The sequence below is a fragment of the Methylobacterium sp. NMS14P genome (genome assembly GCF_028583545.1).
Lineage (GTDB): Bacteria > Pseudomonadota > Alphaproteobacteria > Rhizobiales > Beijerinckiaceae > Methylobacterium.
This window is the reverse complement of sequence record NZ_CP087107.1, coordinates 332,501-351,407: the sequence shown is the minus strand read 5'-3', so window position 1 is coordinate 351,407 and position 18,907 is coordinate 332,501. Positions and strand designations below refer to the sequence as shown.

The window sequence follows — 18,907 nt, the reverse complement described above, 5'->3', positions numbered from 1 at the left end:
GCCCCCTTATCGGGCCGCGACGCCGGTCAACGGTAAGACCCTTTCGGTATACCTGCTATCGCCCGGGACTATATCGGCGCGCGGTCGCGATCGGCCGGGCGCGATCGACAGGGCGGCGTCGGTCGGGGAACGCGCCCGTATCCAGGCCGGTAATGCTGGAGGGCCCGGCCGCCGCGTTGATCGCCATGGACATTGCGCAGCTCAGAACCCTGATCCACGTCGCCGAACTCGGCAGCGTCAGCAAGGCGGCCGACCGGCTCAACATCGCCCAGCCCGCCCTCAGCCGGCAGATCCGCCAGCTGGAGCAGGAACTCGGCGTCTACCTGTTCGAGCGCCACGGGCGCGGCATGGTCATCACCGAGACCGGGCGCGAGGTGCTGGTGCACGCGAGCCGGGTGATGGCCGAGATGGAGGCCATCCGCGACACGGTCGCGTCCGGACGCACGTCGTTCCGCGGCACGGTCTCGGTCGGCACCACCCCGACCGTCGCCGAGATCGTGACGGTGCCGCTCGTCACGGCGCTCAGGCGGACGCATCCCGACCTCGCGGTCCGGCTCAGCGCGGCCTATAGCGGGCACATCCTCGACTGGCTGCAGCGCGGGCAGATCGACGTGGCCGTGTCGTACAACCCGCGCCGCCTGCACACGCTGCGCATCGTCCCGATCATGATCGAGACGCTGCTCCTCGTCGGTCCGGGCGGACGGGAGGAGCCGGGCGCGCCCGTGCCGTTCACCCGCCTCGCCGGCATGGACCTCGTCCTGCCGAGCCCCGGTCACATGCTGCGCGACATCGCCCACGACTGCGCCCGGCGGGCCGGCATCGAACTCCGGGTGGTCGTCGAGGCGGACTCGTTCCAGTCGCTGATCAACCTGGTGCGCGCCGGGATCGGGGCCACGGTGCTGCCGCTGGCGCCGGTCCACGCCATGGTGGCGGCGGGCGACCTCACGGCGGCCCCGCTCACGGATCCCAGCCCGACCCGCGAGCTGGTCGTCGCCTATCCCGCCGACCGGCCGGTGAGCCGCGCCGCCCGCCTCGTGGGCGAGACGGTGATCGGGATCGCGGCCGATCTCGCCGCGCGCGGCGTCTGGATGGGCCAGGTGCTCGACGCCTCGCCACCGGCCCACGGTGCCGGCCAGGATTCAGCCCAGGACGCTCGAACGTAGCCATCCGAGCTAGACATTCGCGGCATCTCTCGTTTCGCCGATTGCTATTGGCCGGGGTCGGGCCGGCGCCTCTACGATCCATCCCGGACAGGCGGGGTCCGACCCCGCGACCGACGGGTCAGGACGGGGGCGATGGCGGGACAGGAACCGGATAACGACGCGGGTTGGCGCCACGACGTCTTCCGCGGGCTCAAGGCGGCGGGCGTCCGGCACGTCGCCTACGTGCCCGACGCGGGCCACGCGACCGCGATCCGCCTCGCCGAGGCCGACCCGGAGCTCAGCGCCGTCGTGCTGACCACGGAGGAGGAAGGGATCGGCTACCTCGCGGGAGCCTGGCTCGGCGGGCAGCGCGGCGCGCTGCTGCTGCAATCGAGCGGGGTCGGCAACTGCATCAACACCCTGGCGCTGCCGGCTTGCGGCGGCTTCCCGCTCCTCATGGTCGTCACGATGCGCGGCGACTGGGCCGAGTTCAATCCCTGGCAGAATCCCATGGGGCAGGCCACCGAGGCGTCCCTGAAGCTCATGGGCGTGATGACGTGGCGGGCCGACGCGCCGGAGTCCGTGGCGCCGCTCCTGCACGGCGCCGCCACCATGGCGTTCGAGGGCAACGCCGCCTGCGCCCTGCTGCTGGGGCAGCGGCTGATCGGAGAGAAGTCGTGGCTGAAGTGAACGCGGGTGGGCCGCTGGAGCGCCGGGAGGCCGTGGCGCGGCTCCTGGCCGGCCGGGACGATCTGCTGGTTATCACAGGGCTCGGCTCGCCCTCCTACGACGTCATGGCGGCGGGCGACCATCCCGGAAACTACTACCTGTGGGCGGCGATGGGCTCGGCCGCCATGGTCGGCCTCGGCCTCGCCCTCGCCCAGCCGGCGCGGCCCGTCCTGGTGATCACCGGCGACGGCGAGATGCTGATGGGGCTCGGCGGGCTCGCGACGATCGCCCTGCAGCGACCGCCGAACCTGACGGTCGCGGTCCTCGACAACGGCCATTACGGCGAGACCGGCATGCAGGCGAGCCATGCCGGCCGCGGCCTCGCGCTCGAGCGGGTCGCCGACGCCTGCGGGTTCCCGTGGAGCCGGGCGATCGCCGACACCGCCGGCCTCGACACCCTGCGCGACCGGGTCGCCGCCCGGACCGGCCTGACCTTCGCGGCGATCAAGATCCGGCCCGAGAACCCGCCGCGCGTCCTGCCGCCGCGGGACGGCGTCCACGTCAAGAACCGCTTCCGGGCCGCGCTCGGCTACCCGGCCTCCTAGAGGGCGACGCCGCGCGCCCCGGCGGCGGCCGGGACGGCGCGCGACCAGGAACATCCCGGTGCAAGCGTAGCGCGATGTTACCCGGATATGCTGCGCGATGCTGGACGAGGATCGCCTTTCAGCCTCTGATGGCGACGAGAATTGAATAAAAGCTGGGAGAGGAAACCGAAATGCTGCGACGCGTGCTGCGTCAGCTGACGGCTGCGGCCGCCCTGACATTCGCCGTTCCCGCCGTCGCCGAGGAGCCGCTGCGCTTCGAGGTCGATCCGGCCTGGCCGCAGCGCCTGCCGAACGACTGGATCATGGGTCAGGCGGCGGGCGTCGCGGTCGACGCGCAGGACAATGTCTGGGTCATCCAGCGGCCGCGCACCCTCACCGACGACGAGAAGGCCGCGAGCCTCGATCCGCCCCGCACCCGCTGCTGCAAGCCGGCGCCGCCGGTCCTCGTCTTCGACCAGGCCGGGCACTTGGTGAAGTCCTGGGGCGGCCCGGGCGAGGGCTATCAATGGCCCCAGAACGAGCACGGCATCCACATCGACCACAAGGGCTTCGTCTGGCTCGCCGGCAACGGCGACACCGACGGCCAGATCCTGAAATTCACGCCTGACGGCAAGTTCGTGCTGCAGATCGGCAAGCAGGGGCCGCAGACCGACAGCCGGGACACGAGCCGCCTCGGCAAGCCGGCCGGCATGATGGTCGATCCGGAGACGAACGAGCTCTACGTGGCCGACGGCTACTACAACCACCGCGTCATCGTGTTCGACGCGGAGACCGGCGCGTTCAAGCGGATGTGGGGCGCCTACGGCAAGCCGCCGACCGACGACAAGCTCGGCCCCTACGATCCGGCGGCGGCCCCGTCCCAGCAATTCGCCAACCCGGTGCACTGCGTGCAGATCGCCCGCGACGGCCTCGTCTACGTCTGTGACCGGACCAACGACCGGATCCAGGTGTTCAGGAAGGACGGCACCTTCGTGAAGGAGATGTTCGTCGAGAAGAATACCCGGGCCAACGGTTCGGTCTGGGAACTCGCCCTGTGGCCGGACGAGCGCCAGACCTACCTGCTCAACGCCGACGGCGCCAACAACGAGGTCCGCACCCTGAGCCGCGACACCGGCGAGGTCCTCGGCCGCTTCGGCCGCAACGGCCGGATGGCCGGCGACTTCCACTGGGTCCACAACCTCGCCATCGATTCCAAGGGCAACGTCTTCACCACCGAGGTCGACACCGGGAAGCGGGCGCAGAAGTTCCTGTTCCGAGGCGACATGGTGCTGCGCAAGCGGGCCGCGCTGCCGGAGGGTGGCGCGCGATGATCGGCGCGGCGGATCCCGGGGCGGCCGAACCGGCCGCCGGCGCCCGGTGCGCGTGCTGCCTGCCCCGCCGCGGCTTCATGGGCCGCCTCGCGGGGCTGGGGGCGGCGGCGATGACGGCGGGCGCGGCGCGGGCCGAGCCGTCGCGCTACACGGGCTTGGTGATCGATTGCCACGGGCACTACACCACCGAGCCGGCCGCCATGCTGGACTGGCGCAAGCGCCAGATCGGCGCGCTCAACGACCCGGGCCAGTCCCCGGCGCCGTCGGACCTGCGGGTCAGCGACGACGCCGTGCGCGCCAGCGTGAGCGGGCGGCAGCTGAAGCTCCAGTCCGAGCGCGGCATCTCCCTGGCGCTGTTCTCGCCGCGGGCCGGCGGGATGGGCCACCATATCGGAACGGCCCGCACCAGCCTCGACTGGTCGATCGTGTCGAACGACATGATTCACCGCGTGACGAGCCTGATGCCGCAGAACTTCGTCGGGGTCTGCCAGCTGCCGCAATCGCCCGGCGTCTCGCCGAAAGCCTGCGTGCCCGAGCTGGAGCGCTGCGTCCGGGAACTCGGCTTCGTCGGCTGCAACGTCAACCCGGACCCGTCCGGAGGCTACTGGACCGACCCGCCGCTCTCCGACCGGTTCTGGTACCCGCTCTGGGAGAAGATGGTCGAGCTCGACGTGCCCGGCATGGTGCATGTCAGCGCCTCGGCCAATCCCAACTTCCACGCGACCGGCGCGCACTACATCAACGGCGACACCACCGCCTTCATGCAGTTCGTCACCTCGGACCTGTTCAAGGACTTCCCGACGCTGCGCCTGATCATCCCGCACGGCGGTGGCGCCGTGCCCTATCATTGGGGGCGCTACCGGGGGCTGGCCCAGGACTTGAAGCGGCCGCCACTGTCCGAACTGATGCGCAACGTCTTCTTCGACACCTGCGTCTACCACCAGCCCGGCATCGACCTGCTGCTCAAGGTCGTCCCGCGCGAGAACGTGCTGTTCGCCTCCGAGATGGTCGGCGCCGTGAACGGGATCGATCCCGAGACCGGCCACGCCTACGACGACACCAAGCGCTACGTCGAGGCCGCGGCGATCCCGGACGCGGACCGGGCCAAGATCTACGCCGGGAACGCGCTGCGCGTGTATCCGCGCCTCGCGGAGCGGCTTCGGTCAGCCGGCGTGACGCCGTAGCTCATCCGGCCCTGCCGTGCGGGATCAAGCGGGACCGGTGACCCCTATCGGGTCGGTGGCGGCTTCCTGCCGACGCGGGAACGCCGATTGTGCGAGCCCCGCGCGGCGGCGTGTCCGGCCGGCTCCGCGGTGCTCGCCCGGCAGACATCATCACGGTCTGCAGCGGTGGGGCGGCCCACGCCCTGCGCCCGTGCCTGCTCCACTAGCCACGCGCCCAGTTCGAAGGCCGCTTCCGGGGCGAGGTCGACCGCGACCCCTGCACCGTGGGTCCGTGACCGAAGGCCTATGCCGGTCTCACTCGCCACGGCGCGGACGGTGCTCCCGACGCGACCGGTGATGTCCAGAATGCTGTCAGCCATTCCGGAAGGCTAGCTAAGCCGTTCCGAGGTGTCCATGCGCCCCCCGCCGCTTGGCCCCGGCACCGGCCGCCCGGCGCCGCGCGGTCAAGCGCGACGCACTCAGGGGTCGCATGCTCCTGGCCCATAGCTGCCGCCGAGCCTTGGCACGAACTCTCCGCTAAGCCGGTCGGCCCGCGGCCGTCGCAGCCCGCTGCCAGCCGAGATCACTCTAGCGCGCCCGGATGCCGAGACACCGATCATGAGAACGCTCATCGCCTTCACGTCGGTCATGATCGTGTGCGCTGGTCCCGCCTTCGCCCAGGCTGGTCGGCCGGACGGAAACTGCGGCGACGATCCCGAGACGACCGGTGCCCTGTCCGCCGACCCGCGCAGTCTCTATCTCCCGGGCGAGCGGCCCACCCGAGACCAAGACACGGTCGAGATCACCCCGCCCGAGGAAAGCTGGCAGGAGGCGGCCCGGGAAGATGCCGAGCGGCGCCGGCGCGGCATCCTCGCGTGCGGCGTCGACTGAGATACCGGTGCGTCCGAATCCGCCGCCGTGGCTCAGCTGACGGCTCGACCGGGATCGGCCGCCAGAAAGAGCGCTCAGCCGCGGGCAGTGGCCAGACGGATATCCCCCCTCCCCTGCCGGTCCAGGATCCGCTGCCGGCGGCGTCACCGGTCATGGATCCGGAGACCGGCCTCACTGACCCGTGCCGCTGCGCGACAGGTCCCAGGGGTTCGGGCGTGTCGCGCAGCGGTCAGGAGGCCGGTCCGACGGGTGTCATCCCGACGGGGCGGCCTCGGACGTGGTTCCGGTCTCCTCCCCCGAGCATGTGCGCCTCGATGATCCTGGGCCGGTTCCGGAGCGGCACGGAGGGCCGCGGAAATATGGCTAACGATCTCTAAACGACCGCGCATCCGTGTCCGCGGTCAGTCGCAGAGCTTCGCGGCGAGCGACGCCGCCTCCCCTGGTCGGGTGCGGTCCAAGGGGCCGAGGAGGGGGCTGGCTGCCCTCTCCGGCTGTCCTCAGAGATGGCGCTCCGGGGCATCATCTGTCGGCGCCCCCTGCCCTCTGAAGGCTCTCCGTTCCGGCGTTGAGAGCCCGCGCGGCGGCAGGCGGCGGCGGTTCGCAGGCTCTCACGCGGCTATCGATCGCGAAGGCCGGATCCTCTGGAAGCACACGAGGGATGGGGCCGACGCACCTCGGCTGACCGGCCACTGCGGCAGCCCACTGTTCGATATCGGGCGCCGTTCCGACCAGTCAGGCGACGGGTCCCCCTCGAATTGGCGGGACCGGTCCCGATGATCCGGAAATCGAGATCGGGGACGGCTGGCGCGGCAACATCGTCGGCCGCGGTGATCAGCAGCGCCCGCCTCCGTCGGACCACGCAGTTCGCGGCCACAGTACGCGATCGTTCTCCCGGCTGGAGGCGTCGCGCTTCGGTCCGTCGCCTGTCGGGGCGTGCCAGCGCGTTAGAGCGATTGGCAGCTTGCCATCATGAAGCCCGGGCCCGGCACGCGGTCCGTCAACGATCCACCGCCGCGACCTCGCCGGGGGGCGCGGCGGTGCTCTGCCTCCTGGACCCTTGCTCTTCACCGCAGACCGGGCTCGGCGCGTCGACGCGACCGCACGCTCCGTCGCTTCCACGACCAGGATCTGCCCTGCGAGGCCGCGATGCGTCCGGGGATCGCGGGCGGGTCCAGCGCTCGGCGGCACCGCGCGCCCTCCCCTTCGGGCGAACCGCCTCCCGGCGAGCGATCAGGGCGCGATCCCCCGTGCGAACAGGCGCGGGGCACGCGCGCCCGCGGAACATCACGGCACCGATCCTGACCGGTCGTGCCGGCGCCCCTCGTCGGCAGAGAAGACGCTCGGTGCGTCCGGCACAGCCGGTGCGCTCCCGATCTCCCGAACGCCGCCTGGGTCTGCGGCGCCTGAGGTGGTCAGTCTCGGCTCGCTCGATACGCGGCGAGGAGTTCGGGCAGCCGGTCGGCCAGGTAATCCCCGAAGCCGGGCGCGATCGCCTCATCGAGCGTCAGGCGCAGACCGGTCGTGCTCCGCTCCACGCGGGCGAATTTCAGGCCTCTGGGATCCTTCAGCGTCTCGGCCTTCGGCTTCGCCTTCTGCGGCTGCGGCGCGGCGAGTTCGGTCAGGATCACCGCGAAGCGCTCATCCGAGGGCTTGCCGGCCAGCTTCGGCGAGGTGAGGGCGGCGTCGATCCGCTCCGGGCTCGCCGCCCTGATCCGGTCGGCCAGCGTCAGCCAGCGAGGGCGACCGACTTTCGGAGCTGGGCCGATGGCCGAGAGAACCGGGGCAGGGATGCTCTCCGCGATATCGAGATAGCGGTCGAGTTCGGTCCGGTGCACGGCCATCGCCTTCAGGATCAGGTCGCGCGCGATGCCGGCCCGCTCCATGTTCCGGGCGAAGTGGGCACGCTCGATGTAGCTGAGATCCTCGCGCGCCAGATTCTCGGAGCCCTGTGCGACCACGAGTTCGGCGTCGGTCAGATCCTGCACGACGGCGCGAACCGGCTTGCCCAGCGCCGCGGCCGCCCGCGTGCGACGCCGCCCGTAGGCGATCTCGTAGCGGTCAGACTTGGTCGGATGCCGGCGGACGAGGATCGGCGTATGCTGGCCTTCGTCCCGGATCTGATCCACGAAGGCGTCGAACGTCGCGTCCGTCACATCGGGCACCCGGTCGGCGATGGCGGATGGCTCGCACAGGCTCGGATCGAGTTCGACCACGGCCCCGTCCTGCGCCACCACTGGACGGGCCGCCGCCCACATGGCAGCGATCGAGCGCGCCGCCGCGGGTCGCTTCTCCGGCACCAGGGGAGGGGGTGTGACACCTGTCACAGGGGGGTAAGTCTTTGAGGAATCGGGATGTGCGGGCGAAGCCACATCCGTCTGGATCGGCGCGCCCATGATCGCGCTCAGGCGCTTCTTCTGGCTCATACCCGGCCCCATGCACGTGCGATCAAGGTCTCGATCTCGCTGTTGACCGCGTCGAGCGCGTCGAGCGCGCGGCGGTAGGTCGAGCCCGTCACCTCGTCGCGGCGCAGCGGTGTCTCGTACACGGTCTGGCCGCGCAGGCCCGAGTTCGACACCGCGGCCGACTGCAGCATGGCTTTGGTCAGAACGCGCTCGCCGAACAGGCCGCGCAGCATCGCGACCACCTCGGTCTGCGGGGTGTCCTGCGGCTCGAAGCGCGTGACGAGGTAGCGGAACCAGTCGTGGGTGCGCACACCCCCCTGCTCCCGGACCGGCTCCATCAGCTCGTCCATCATCGTGAGGAACTGGCGCATGCTCGAGACATCGAGCATCTGCGGATGGATCGTGATGAGGAGCGAGGTCGAAGCGCAGAGAGCCGCGATGGTGAGGTAGCCGAGGCGCGGCGGACAATCGATCACGACGACGTCGTAGCGGTCCGCGACTTCCTCAAGCGCGAGGCCGGCCCGCACGAAGAAGGGCGGCTCGGGATCGTTCGCCTTCCGCCGCGCCATGTGGTTGGGCGCCTCGAACTCGAAGACCTCAAGTTCCAGATCCGCCGGGACCAGGTCGAGTCCCGTGAAGTAGGTCTCCCGGATGACCGCGCCGAGGCCGCACCGCTCCTCGCCGTAGCGGATCGCATCGTAGATGGTGCGGTAGGGCTCGCGCTCGTTCTCGGGTCGGACGCCGAGCAGCGTGGAGAGACTGGCCTGCGGATCGAGGTCGACCGCCAGCACGCGGTAGCCGCGCAGCACGAGCGACTGCGCGAGATGCGCGGCCGTCGTTGTCTTGCCCGAGCCGCCCTTGAAGTTGACGCAGGCGATGATCTGCAGGTGCTCACCCTTGTCGGGATCGCGGTGTGGCAGGTAGCGGCGCCCGACGCGGTCGATCTCATCGAGATGCGCGCGCAGGGCGTGAATGTCGGCCAGCGTGTACATCCGCCGTCCACCCGGGGCGACTTCGGGCTCGGAGACGAGAAGGTCGGGGGAGAGTTGCCGGATCCGGCTGTCGGTGACGCCCAGGATGCGCGCGACCTCGCCGGAGGTGAAACGCCGAAGCGTCTTGGCCTCGGACGGCGAGAATACGACGGACGCGATCTCGCGCAGTTTCGCACCGAGCAGGCGAGCATCGTCGCCGGCAGTCTGATTTGGCGCAGGCGCCAGTGGCCCGCCGGAGAGATGCTGGTTCATCGGCCCTGTCTCGTTCACGGTGAAACGGTCGAAATGCCCAGTTCACCGCAAACGATAGGGTGAGCCCGATTCGCGCGGATGTGTCCAGCCCCAGGCGCGGCCGACGATCCCCGAGTGCGGCTCCTGAAAGCAGGGCAGGGGACGCGTGCACGACCCTCGCCTCAGACCGACACCGGGCCGCAAAGCGCGGACCAGCCGCCGGCCAAAGGAGCCCTCGAGAAATCCGTCCCGGGCGACGCCGTCCCGCTCGGCTCACGTCATCTTCCTCCTGCGCATCGCCATGAGTTCTGCTTCGAGCCCGTAGCGGCCTTCGGAACACAGGCGGACGAGTTGCCGGAAGTAGCCGCCCGGATTCCGGATGCGAATCTCACCCCGCTGCACGTCGTCGTCGTGCAGCTGCGCGACGATCAGCACGAGCACCGAGGCCCGGAACGGGCCGAGGGCTTCACAGGCCTCGCTCCAGGCGGAGGGATGCGCCCCGATCCCGCCGCGCATCAGGCGGCCGACCTCGATGACGTCCGCCTCTGTCCTGAGCTTAACGCCGAATTCACCAGCCACGGGGCAGGCAGCCGCGACGAGGCCCGGCTCGGGCAGTTGGACCGGCCCAGGCTCCTCCTCGGGAGCCCTTGCACAAGGATCGGTAGGAGATCCGGTGTCTTGTTCTATGTGGCGGCTGGAAATGCCGGCAGAGGCGGCCTGATAGAAGCGTTCCTCCGTCATGATCTGAAGTTCTCCCCAGGCCTCGAGGACGAGATCCGGATCGGCACTGGACGTTCGCCTGCTCGGCGTACTCAGCTCCAGAGACTCCTGTGCTGCGAACAGATCGGCGGCGTCCGTTCCCGGAAAGCGCGTACGGAGGGCACTCAGGGCCTCCGCGACCGCGCGGCGACGGACGGTCAGAAGATCGAACGAACGCCGTCTTCGGGCCTCTCTCGCGGTCGCCTCCGCGAGCGCATCCGTCCATTCGCCCTTTCGAGCGACGATGGGGGTGAGATCGAAGCCGTAAGCGTCGATGACGGCGCCGCCCGGCGCCCGAATGGCGAAGCGCTTGCCGTTCGCGCTGTCCCGAGGCGTGATGACCTCCAGGGCCACGAGGTCGCGCAAGCCGTACCGGAGCGCGCGCTCCGACAGCCCGGTCATCGCGCACAGGTGCTCGTTCGACGGCCACACGACCAAGCGTTCCCACTCCTGCTCGCCCCACACGGCGCAGAGCGCCGAGAGAATGGAGCGCAGGGCAGGGCGCAGGCGCAGGGCCTTGGCCGCGTCCCGGCCGGCCGCCGAGAGCTCCCTGCGCGAGATCGTTCGCCCGGCTTCGAGCGCGCGTCTCCGGCCGGCGAGCGCGGCGCGCGTGAGCGGCCGGCCACCGGAATGAACTGTCTCCACCTCGTCCGCCTCCTCTCAGGAGGCAAAGCGGGACCGTTCACCCCGAAGGGTGTTCTTGACGACGGCCTGGGGGAGGGGGCATAAAGGGGGTGCGAATCGCCTGTCGCGCCCCATCCCAGGGTATGTCAGGTCCAAAGGCCTCGAGGTTCCCGCCTCGGGGCCTTCTGCTTTGCCCGTTACGTCATGCCGATTTCTCCTCGAAGGCAGACGCGAGCGCCCACTCGATCGCCTCGGTGCGGCTCTTGAACCGACCGTTCTGTATCGCTTGGTCGATGACGGCCTTGACCGACGGCTTCAGCCACACGTTCTGCTGGGTCATGCCCTTCTGCTTGAGGGCCTCCCTGCGACGTGTCTGACGGCGAATATCCGCCGCCTTCAGCTCAGCCAGCCGTTCCTCTGCGGTCATCGGTCCTCGCCCGATTCTGCCAACGTGACTGTTCATGTGGACCGATTCTGCAAACCGAGTCCAGCCGCAGCCGGGATTCGCGCGGGGATGGAGGAGTTTGTTAAGGGCGACCTGCTCCGCGGCGGCACGATGTGCTGCGCAGCCAGTCTTCGCGGTGAGGACGCGAGGCGCGGTGCGCGCGCCGGTCTTTGTCGCCGCGCCGGTCTTCATGGGGCCTGAGCGCCGCCTGGAGGCGCGTCGTCCGCAGCGGTACCCGAGATGACATGGGGTTTCGCTCGTAACGCGCGGCCGATCTTCCGGCGGTCGATACCGAGCGGGCTCGAACCTCTCGAGAATAGGCGTGGGCTGGGACGCGTGGCGGTCCATCGACCATCACGGCCGCGACGTTGCGATCGGTGCCGCGACACGCGCTCGTGCGGCCCGAAGCGGGGCGGGGGAGGGGCGTGCGCCGGGGGGCCGCGTTAGCGGCAGGGCCCGAATGTCTGTCGAAGCTTCCGAGGGCGTCGCGCGTCGCGCGCCTCATGTCGCCGTCCGATCGGGCCGCGCGAAGGATCTCAGAGGCGTCGAAGTTCGGCTCCGTCCGTAATCCACCTGAGACTGTGCGAAGTGCTCAGGCGAGATGGGCGACGAGCAAGGCCCGGGCGCGGCTCACCCGACTCTTCACGGTCCCGGTCTGGCAGCCCATAACCTCCGCGGCCGCCTCGTAGGTCAGGCCCTGGGCCCCCACGAGGAGCAGGGCCTCACGCTGCAGCTCCGGCAGCTTGCCGATGTGGGACCAGACGACCTGCAGGTCAGAACCGTGCTCCTGGGCAGCGGGGGCGGTGAGTTGCGCTGCGGCAGCACCGTTCACGTCCTCGATCTCGCGCTTCCGCTTGCGGCATTCGGTGTAGAACTGGTTGCGCAGGATGGTGCAGAGCCACGCCTTCAGGTTCGAGCCCGGTACGAACAGGTCCTGCCGTGCCCAGGCCCGGAGCACCGTCTCCTGAACCAGATCGTCGGCGCGCGAAGCGTCCCCGACGAGCGAAACGGCGAACGCGCGCAAGCCGGGGAGTGTCTCGGTCAGGCCGGCGCGAAAAACCGCAGCATCGTCCCGGCGCGGTCCCTCCAGAGCCGCATCGAGCTGCGCGACGAGATCGAGCAGCCGCGGCGGGGTCTGCGCCTGCGTGATGGCCTCGTAGGCGGCGCGCAGTTGCAGGCCGAGATGATCCCGCACACCGGTGGGCAAGATGGCCGGTTCCGGAGGCACCTGTGGGCTCGACCGATCGGCCTCGCCGTCTTGAGCAACCAACGCGTCCGTCAAGTCACGTCCTTTCAAAGCGCTCGCTACACGGCCCATCGCGGCCGACCGTGTGTCTCGCCCGAGGTGCCGACGCGCGGTACCGGGCCGTCCGGCGAGAGCGGCCCGAACGCGCACGTCATCAGGCGTTCCCCTCAGATAGGACCGGCCTTCTGACTGTACAGTGAACATCTAACCCTGAAATCGCGGGATCGTTCTCCGCGGGCTACGCGTTGGGCCTCGCTCCGGTCAGTGAAGGTCGGAGATGATGAAGCCAGCGGGAAACGAAGATCTTCGCGTGCGGGGAGGCTTGAACCGCGATGTTTGCTGGACCCGAGCGCCGAACATCGAACCATGGCGCGCGAAATCGGACGCTGGGAGAATTGCGCGGTCGCCGCGACTCTGTGCGCTGCGTGCTCTGGGCCGCGGTTGCCCGCTAGGTGAGGAGTTATTGGGCAGCGCCGATGCCGCAGAATGTCGAATATTGGATCACGGACAGGCCGGATGGCCGGTTTGATGTTGTGGTAAAGCTCGGGTCCGGCAAGACCTTCCGCCGCGCCGGGTGCGTCTCGCGTACCGAGGCCGATACATGGATCGACGGGTTGCGAATGCTGATGGTGGCGATCGGCGCACCGGTCTCGGCTGCTGACACGACGTCTGACGACGCGTCACTTCCCGGATCACAGACGATGCACGATGCGGGTCACTCCGCGTCCTGACGCTGCGACGACGGTTGCTTCCATGCCGAGGCGCGTCCCGCGCACCTCGCTCATCCAGACGTTCGAGACAACTAGAGCTTCGACGGCCTACGCCTCGATGGCCCCGGGCTTCGTGGTCAGATCGCCGAACAGGATCCCGTGGGTGATCGGGTCGTAGAAGCGCATGACGCTCTGGACGAAGGCTCGCGGATCGATCGCCAGCGCCTCGGCCCAGGCGCGGTACCGATCCGGAGGAATGCGGCCGCGCCCGGTCTCCAGCTGAGAGATGAAGGTGTAGTAATCCGCACCGACGAGAGCTGCGAGCTGTCGTTGCGACAGGCCGCGTGCCTCCCTCAATTCCTTCAGATAACGCCCGCCTTCCCGACGCAGCTCCAACACCTCCTCGGAGTCCAGGCGTTGCTGATGGGCATACACGCGGTTTCGCCTTCCTGCCGACTGACGCAGATCAACGCGGCGCTTATACAGCAAACACCATATAGCCCGCGCGACGCCGCGTTGTCCAGACACGCGCCGGCAACCGCTGTCGCCGAACGGATGTCGATGCTTGGCAGGTCTCCGGATAGCGCTATCATCATACCGTATGAACCGGTTTGAAGAGAGGCGCCGAATGCCGCAATACCGGTAAGTGTCTCGGGATGGCGGGCCCATGATTGTCGAAAATCTGACACATGACTACGCTCGCTGGTCTGAGCGCCTGCGGGTCACAGACGCGAGCAGCACGGGAACCTGAGCCACCGGAAATCGCCGATCGTGCCGATCGATCGCAGGAAGAGGGCAGTATGGGCGATCATTCGCTGCAATCGGCATTGACCATCGGCCTGCGCTCGCTTCGGCCGGTCCTGGCAACCGCCGTAGTGTTCGGGCTGTTCATCAACCTGCTGCTGTTCGTCAGCCCGCTCTACATGCTCCAGATCTACGACCGCGTGATCCCGAGCCGAAATGAGACGACCCTGGCGGGGATCACGCTGATCGCGGCGTTCGGTCTCGCCGTCTACGCGATCCTGGAGATGCTGCGCGCCCGCCTCCTGGTGCGCGGCGGTGTGGTGTTCGATCAGAAGATCGCCGCGCCGATCTTCGATGCCGCCCATCGCGGCACGTTGCTCCGGCCCGGCGCACAGCACGACACCGCGCTGCGGGACGTGGACGTCCTGCGGGAGTTCCTGACCGGCAGCGGCATGCTGGCGTTCTGCGATCTGCCCTGGATCCCGATCTTCCTGCTCGCCTGCTTCATCCTCCATCCCTGGTTCGGCTGGATGGCGCTCCTGGGCGGCGGCACGATTCTCGGCCTCACGTTGCTGAACGAAGTCGCGACGCGCCGGACGCTCGACGCCGCCAGTCAGGCCTCGCGCGACGCGGGTCTGAACGCCGCCACGATCTTTCGCAATGGAGAGGTGGTGCAGGCCTTGGGCATGGTGGCATCCATGCGCGGGCTCTGGGCGCGGCGCCACGACGACATCCTGCTCCTTCAGGCGCGTGCCAGCGATCGCGCGGGCCTGATCGTTGCGGCCACGAAGTTCGTCCGCATGCTCCTGCAGACCCTGGTGCTGGGTGTAGGCGCGTATCTGGCCATTCACCGCGAGATCTCGGCCGGGTCGATGATCGCCGCGTCCATCATCATCGGCCGCACCCTCGCACCGATCGAGGCCGTCGTCGGCAACTGGAAGGGCTTCACGGCGGCCCGGGCCAGCTATCGGCGCTTGACCGATCTCGTCGCCGTGGCCGGCTCGGAGACGCGCCGCCTGGTGCTGCCGCGGCCGCGCGGCCTGATCGAGGCCGAGACCATCTCGGTGGCCGCACCCGGCGCGTCGCACGCCATCCTCAAGGCGGTGAGCGTCCGGCTCGAGCCCGGAAGCGTCGTCGGCATCATCGGTCCGAGTGCCGCCGGCAAATCGACGCTCGTGCGTGCCCTCACCGGGATCTGGCCCCTGCTGGAAGGCACGGTGCGCCTCGACGGGTCCGACCTGCGCCACTGGGACAAGGCGCAGCTCGGGCAGCATGTCGGTTACCTGCCCCAGGACGTCGAGCTGTTCGACGGGACCGTCGCGCAGAATATCGCGCGGTTTACCGCCCAGGACGACGCGCGCGTCATCGAGGTTGCCCGAAGGGCGGGATGTCACGAGCTGATCCAGTCCCTTCCGGACGGTTACAACACGGTGATCGGGCGGGGGGGACACGGGCTGTCCGGCGGTCAGCGGCAGCGCATCGCTCTGGCCCGCGCCCTCTACGGCGAGCCGAGCCTGGTCGTGCTCGACGAGCCCAATGCGAGTCTCGACCAGCACGGCGAAGCGGCGCTGATGCGCGCCGTCGCGGTCCTGAAGCAGTCCGGGGCGACCGTGGTGATGGTCACCCACAAGGTGAGCCTGCTGGAGGAGGCCGACCGGATCCTGCTCATGAGCGAGGGCCGCGTGCAGCTCTTCGGCACGCCCGACCAGGTTCTCGCCCACATCACCGGCCAGCGGCCGGTCCCGACGCTGGTGCCGCCCGTCGGCCCCGCGCCGTCCCAGAGCCGCCACGGCTCCGACGGGCAGCGGAGCGCGGGATAAGCGATGACCGTCTCGCCCGCAGCGGTCCCGAACCCGCCACCCGTGCGACGAACGCCCGATGGGGGGCGGCCGAGTACGACCGGCCCGACGAACTGGCGCTCGTACGCCGTCGCCGGCTACGCGGTCATCTTCGCGACCTTCGGGTTGGTTGGCACCTGGGCCACGTTCGCGCGCCTCGACCGGGCGGTCATCAGTCCCGGAGTGGTGGTCGCGGAAGGAAGCCGCAAGGTGGTGCAGCATCTCGAAGGCGGCATCGTCCAGGAGGTCCTGGTCCGGGACGGGCAGACGGTTCGCGCGGGGGACGTCCTGCTCCGCATCGACCCCGTGCAATCGCGGGCCAGCAACGATCTGCTCCGCGGCCAGCTCGACGCGGCCTTGATCCTCGAAGCCCGCCTCCGCGCAGAGCAGAGCCAGGCGCAAGACCTGCTCCTGCCGCCGGATCTCGCCGCGCGGCGCGCCGAGCCCGCCATCGCCGGCATGATCGACGATCAGGCCAGCCAGCTGTCGGAGCGGCGCGCGTCCTTCGAGGCGCAGCTCGCCCTCATCCAGGCGCGCGTCACGCAGCTGAAGACGGAGATCTCCGGGCTGGCGGTCGAGAAGGCCTCGGTCGAGCAGCAGGTCGCCCTGATCCAGCAGGAACTGGAGGGCCTGCGCGGCCTGCGCGAGAAGAACCTCATCCCGCTCTCGCGCGTCCTGATGATGGAACGCGAGCACGCGCGCCTCGAAGGTGTGATCGGTCGGTCCGTGGCGGAGACCGCCAAGGCGCAGAACGGCATCACCGAGGCGGGGATGCAGACCGCGCAGCTCAAACAGAAACTGCAGGAAGCGCTGACCGCACAGCTCCTGGACACGCGCCAGAAGATCGCCGAACTGCGCGAGAAGCTCATCGTGGCCCAGGATGTTCTCCGCCGGCACGAGATCCGGGCGTCGCATCCGGGCGTCATCCAGGGCTTGAAGGTCTACACGATCGGGCAGGTGGTCCGCTCGGGCGAGCCGCTGATGGAGATCGTTCCGACGAACGACAGGCTGGTGATCAGCGTGCAGTTCGCGCCGAACGATCTCGAGGCGGTCCATGCCGGCATGCGGGCCGAGGTGAAGTTCCCGGCTTTCCAGACGCGCCGCACCTCGGCGATCTTCGGGACGCTCACGATGGTGTCCCGCGACCGCCTGATCGACGACGGCACGAAGCAGGCCTATTTCGCCGGCACCGTTGAGATCGACGACCACCAACTCCCGGACGACGTCCGGCCACGCCTCCTGGCGGGCCTGCCCGCGGAAGTGGTCGTCTCGGCCGGCGAGCGCACGGCGCTCGACTATCTTGTGGCGCCGTTCTTCGATGCACTGGGACGCGGTTTCCATGAACGATAGACGCTGCTTCCCAGTCACTGTGCGGACGTGAGGTCCCGATGGGCGCGGTCATCTCATTCTTCCGACCAGCAACGACGTGCCGAGGCGGCTGGTCGCAGCAGGAGCTCGCGGAATTCTACCGCGTCGAGGCCGCGCTGATCCGGGCCGGCCTGCAGATCGGCAGCGCGCAGGGTCTGAGCGATGAGGCCGACCCATGGTTCGTCTTCTGCCGGCCGGACGGCGACGCCATCATGCACTTCGCCAGGATCGACGGCAGCTACGTCATCGCGTCCGAGGTCTTGGACAGCCCGATGCGGGGCAGCGATTTCCGCACCCTCATCGACGAGATCGCCCGGCGCTATCCCGAGCTTCTCCCGATAACGCAGGACGCGGGTGGGACGAAGCTCTCGGTTCACCCGGCCGCGCTGCTCGCGGCTCTCGTCGCGGCCGCGACTCTGAGCCTGTCGCCCGACGACGCCCGCGCCGATGACGGGGAGCGATCGACCGCGAGCGCGCCTCAGGCTCCTCACGCGGGCCAGGCGCATCAGCACGGACCGTCCGAAGCGCGCGACACCGGCGATGCCGATGAGCGCGACACGCATCGCAAGCAGGTCGGGATCATCGTGTTCTCGGCGATGGTCTTCGCTGCGGATGCCTTCGTCGACCACCCCGCACACGGTATCGAGGCGACATCATATCTCGGCGTACCGGGAGGCATCAGCGCCTTCCCGGGGGATCAGGGCAGCGTGTCGCCGACGACGGGCGGAGCGGCGAGCCCCGTCCATACGGGCGGACCGCTCGGCTCGAGCCGTCACGAAGGTCCCGCCAGCGGGGCATCCGGTTTCGTGACGGCCGAGCCGCCCTCGGTCGTTTCCGCCCGATCTGACACCGCCGATTTCGGCCTCATCGGCCTCAGAGATCCGGCCTCCGCCCCTGGGCCGGCTCGGACAGGCCCGGAGCCCGCATTTCAGCCTCTGGCGCGCGGGGCTGAGGCGAGCGCAGCCCGCGCAGCGGGTTCATCGTCCGCTCCGGATGCCGGATCGGATGGCGGCGCGGCGACTTCGGGGGACGCCTCAGCGCGGGAACCGGCAGGTCCGTCCTCAACCACGACCGGTGAGGCCGCATCGCAAGCCCCGAGCGCGGCCCCGGCGACCGGGCATGCGGCGTCCGAAGCTCCGCCAGCCCAGGTCAATGGTCTCAATCCCACGACACAGCCTGGGCTGAAACATGCGCTGCTCACAACCGGGGAGGAGCGCTCCGGAAGCCCGGATAATGGGGCGCGAGCGGGCGCCATTCCGGAAGCCGCGGGACAACGCAGCGCGATCGCGGGTGCGGATCCTTCGGGCGCTGGCACAGGCGCACCCGAACGGGAGCAGCACGGCGCGACCGCCGTCGCAAGCCTGCATCCCTCGGTAAGCATCGCGCAGATGCAGGTGGACGCTGCCGATCCGGACCGCGCTCAGGCTGGCGAAGGACCGGGCCGGAGCGCCGAAGCGCCGGGGCATCTGAAGGAGGCGGCAGCAGGTCTACGGGTCTCAGCCGGTCACGGCGTGGCTGGCAGCGCGAATCCGGATCAACCGTCAGGTATCGCGCAGGCCCTGCCGAGCCAGACGCAAATCGACGTAGGAGCCGGCCGGAGCGCCGAAGCCCCGGGACATCTCAGGGAAGCGGGATCTGGTCTGCCGGACCCGAGCAGTCCGAACCCGACTGACAGCGTGAGCCCGGCCCCTGCGGCAGGCGTCGCACAGGCGCACGCGAACAGTGCGGATCAACGACACGCTCAGTCTGGCGAGGAGCCCGGCCGGAG

General features: G+C 69.5%; 16 protein-coding genes (1 of these 16 only partly in view). 10 read left to right on the top strand and 6 right to left on the bottom strand.

Annotation, left to right across the window (positions count from 1 at the left end):
• Positions 1–185 precede the first annotated feature (185 nt).
• From LOK46_RS31460 to LOK46_RS31435, 6 genes are all read left to right on the top strand, one after another.
• Positions 186–1,163: a LysR substrate-binding domain-containing protein gene (locus LOK46_RS31460; protein ID WP_273564811.1), complete on the top strand. Its 978-nt coding sequence runs from the start codon at positions 186–188 to the stop codon at positions 1,161–1,163.
• 132 nt (positions 1,164–1,295) lie between these two features.
• Positions 1,296–1,832 (top strand): thiamine pyrophosphate-binding protein, encoded by a 537-nt coding sequence (locus LOK46_RS31455; protein WP_273564810.1) that lies wholly within the window; start codon positions 1,296–1,298, stop codon positions 1,830–1,832.
• Positions 1,820–2,416 (top strand): thiamine pyrophosphate-dependent enzyme, encoded by a 597-nt coding sequence (locus LOK46_RS31450; protein ID WP_273564809.1) that lies wholly within the window; start codon positions 1,820–1,822, stop codon positions 2,414–2,416. The genes LOK46_RS31455 and LOK46_RS31450 overlap by 13 nt, the downstream gene beginning before the upstream one ends.
• Before the next feature lie 170 nt (positions 2,417–2,586).
• Entirely contained in the window at positions 2,587–3,726 is a 1,140-nt protein-coding gene (locus LOK46_RS31445) for a hypothetical protein (RefSeq protein ID WP_273564808.1), read from the top strand.
• Between the two features lie 155 nt (positions 3,727–3,881).
• Positions 3,882–4,910, top strand: a complete 1,029-nt coding sequence (locus LOK46_RS31440; protein WP_273565199.1) for an amidohydrolase family protein — start codon at positions 3,882–3,884, stop codon at positions 4,908–4,910.
• A gap of 597 nt (positions 4,911–5,507) precedes the next feature.
• The gene (locus LOK46_RS31435; protein WP_273564807.1) at positions 5,508–5,780 is read left to right on the top strand and encodes a hypothetical protein; all 273 of its coding nucleotides are present in this window, start codon (positions 5,508–5,510) and stop codon (positions 5,778–5,780) included.
• A 1,412-nt stretch (positions 5,781–7,192) separates the two neighbouring features.
• On the opposite strand, the gene repB is transcribed toward LOK46_RS31435, so the two are convergent.
• The 5 genes from repB to LOK46_RS31410 form a co-directional block, all read right to left on the bottom strand.
• Positions 7,193–8,173 (bottom strand): plasmid partitioning protein RepB, encoded by a 981-nt coding sequence (gene repB / locus LOK46_RS31430; RefSeq protein WP_273564806.1) that lies wholly within the window; start codon positions 8,171–8,173, stop codon positions 7,193–7,195.
• Between the two features lie 26 nt (positions 8,174–8,199).
• The gene (repA, locus tag LOK46_RS31425) at positions 8,200–9,426 is read right to left on the bottom strand and encodes a plasmid partitioning protein RepA (RefSeq protein WP_273564805.1); all 1,227 of its coding nucleotides are present in this window, start codon (positions 9,424–9,426) and stop codon (positions 8,200–8,202) included.
• A 252-nt stretch (positions 9,427–9,678) separates the two neighbouring features.
• Positions 9,679–10,809 carry a plasmid replication protein RepC gene (gene repC / locus LOK46_RS31420; RefSeq protein WP_273564804.1) on the bottom strand — a complete coding sequence of 377 codons (1,131 nt, stop codon included), beginning with the start codon at positions 10,807–10,809 and terminating at the stop codon, positions 9,679–9,681.
• Positions 10,810–10,990: 181 nt separating this feature from the next.
• Positions 10,991–11,215: a hypothetical protein gene (locus tag LOK46_RS31415; protein ID WP_012329646.1), complete on the bottom strand. Its 225-nt coding sequence runs from the start codon at positions 11,213–11,215 to the stop codon at positions 10,991–10,993.
• A 610-nt stretch (positions 11,216–11,825) separates the two neighbouring features.
• Complete coding sequence (locus LOK46_RS31410; protein WP_273564803.1) at positions 11,826–12,515, bottom strand: sigma-70 family RNA polymerase sigma factor; 690 nt, start codon at positions 12,513–12,515, stop codon at positions 11,826–11,828.
• Between the two features lie 440 nt (positions 12,516–12,955).
• Here LOK46_RS31410 and LOK46_RS31405 point away from each other — a divergent pair, with 440 nt between their 5' ends.
• A complete protein-coding gene (locus tag LOK46_RS31405) occupies positions 12,956–13,210 on the top strand; it encodes a hypothetical protein (protein ID WP_273564802.1) in 255 nt (84 codons plus the stop codon).
• Positions 13,211–13,297: 87 nt separating this feature from the next.
• Here LOK46_RS31405 and LOK46_RS31400 read toward each other — a convergent pair whose 3' ends face one another.
• A complete protein-coding gene (locus LOK46_RS31400; protein ID WP_273564801.1) occupies positions 13,298–13,624 on the bottom strand; it encodes a helix-turn-helix domain-containing protein in 327 nt (108 codons plus the stop codon).
• Between the two features lie 365 nt (positions 13,625–13,989).
• On the opposite strand from LOK46_RS31400, the gene LOK46_RS31395 reads away from it, so the two are divergent.
• The 3 genes in view from LOK46_RS31395 to LOK46_RS31385 are tightly spaced (at most 38 nt apart) and all read left to right on the top strand, a layout consistent with a single transcriptional unit that may run on beyond the window.
• Entirely contained in the window at positions 13,990–15,753 is a 1,764-nt protein-coding gene (locus tag LOK46_RS31395; protein ID WP_273564800.1) for a type I secretion system permease/ATPase, read from the top strand.
• Between the two features lie 3 nt (positions 15,754–15,756).
• Positions 15,757–17,121, top strand: a complete 1,365-nt coding sequence (locus LOK46_RS31390; protein WP_273564799.1) for an HlyD family type I secretion periplasmic adaptor subunit — start codon at positions 15,757–15,759, stop codon at positions 17,119–17,121.
• A 38-nt stretch (positions 17,122–17,159) separates the two neighbouring features.
• On the top strand, positions 17,160–18,907 hold the 5' portion of the coding sequence (locus tag LOK46_RS31385; RefSeq protein ID WP_273564798.1) for a hypothetical protein. It continues 1,177 nt past the right edge of the window; only the first 1,748 of its 2,925 coding nucleotides appear in the window; it begins with the start codon at positions 17,160–17,162; its stop codon lies beyond the right edge, outside the window.